This is a genomic window from Rhodococcus sp. B10, from assembly GCF_011770055.1.
Classification (GTDB): Bacteria; Actinomycetota; Actinomycetes; order Mycobacteriales; family Mycobacteriaceae; genus Rhodococcoides; species Rhodococcoides kyotonensis_B.
Map to the genome: position 1 here is coordinate 1 of NZ_JAAFYV010000111.1, position 422 is coordinate 422.

The 422-nt window shown below is 50.5% G+C and carries 1 pseudogene; it reads left to right on the forward strand.

The annotated features are described in order from the left end of the window. Nucleotides 1–422, forward strand: a pseudogene (locus tag RhoFasB10_RS25890) (preprotein translocase subunit SecA); the annotation flags it as partial.

The following is a 422-nucleotide window of genomic DNA, read 5'->3' on the forward strand; positions in this document are numbered from 1 at the left end:
GAACTACTTCCGTCTGTATGAAAAACTGGCGGGGATGACCGGTACTGCTGATACCGAAGCTTTCGAATTTAGCTCAATCTACAAGCTGGATACCGTCGTTGTTCCGACCAACCGTCCAATGATTCGTAAAGATCTGCCGGACCTGGTCTACATGACTGAAGCGGAAAAAATTCAGGCGATCATTGAAGATATCAAAGAACGTACTGCGAAAGGCCAGCCGGTGCTGGTGGGTACTATCTCCATCGAAAAATCGGAGCTGGTGTCAAACGAACTGACCAAAGCCGGTATTAAGCACAACGTCCTGAACGCCAAATTCCACGCCAACGAAGCGGCGATTGTTGCTCAGGCAGGTTATCCGGCTGCGGTGACTATCGCGACCAATATGGCGGGTCGTGGTACAGATATTGTGCTCGGTGGTAGCT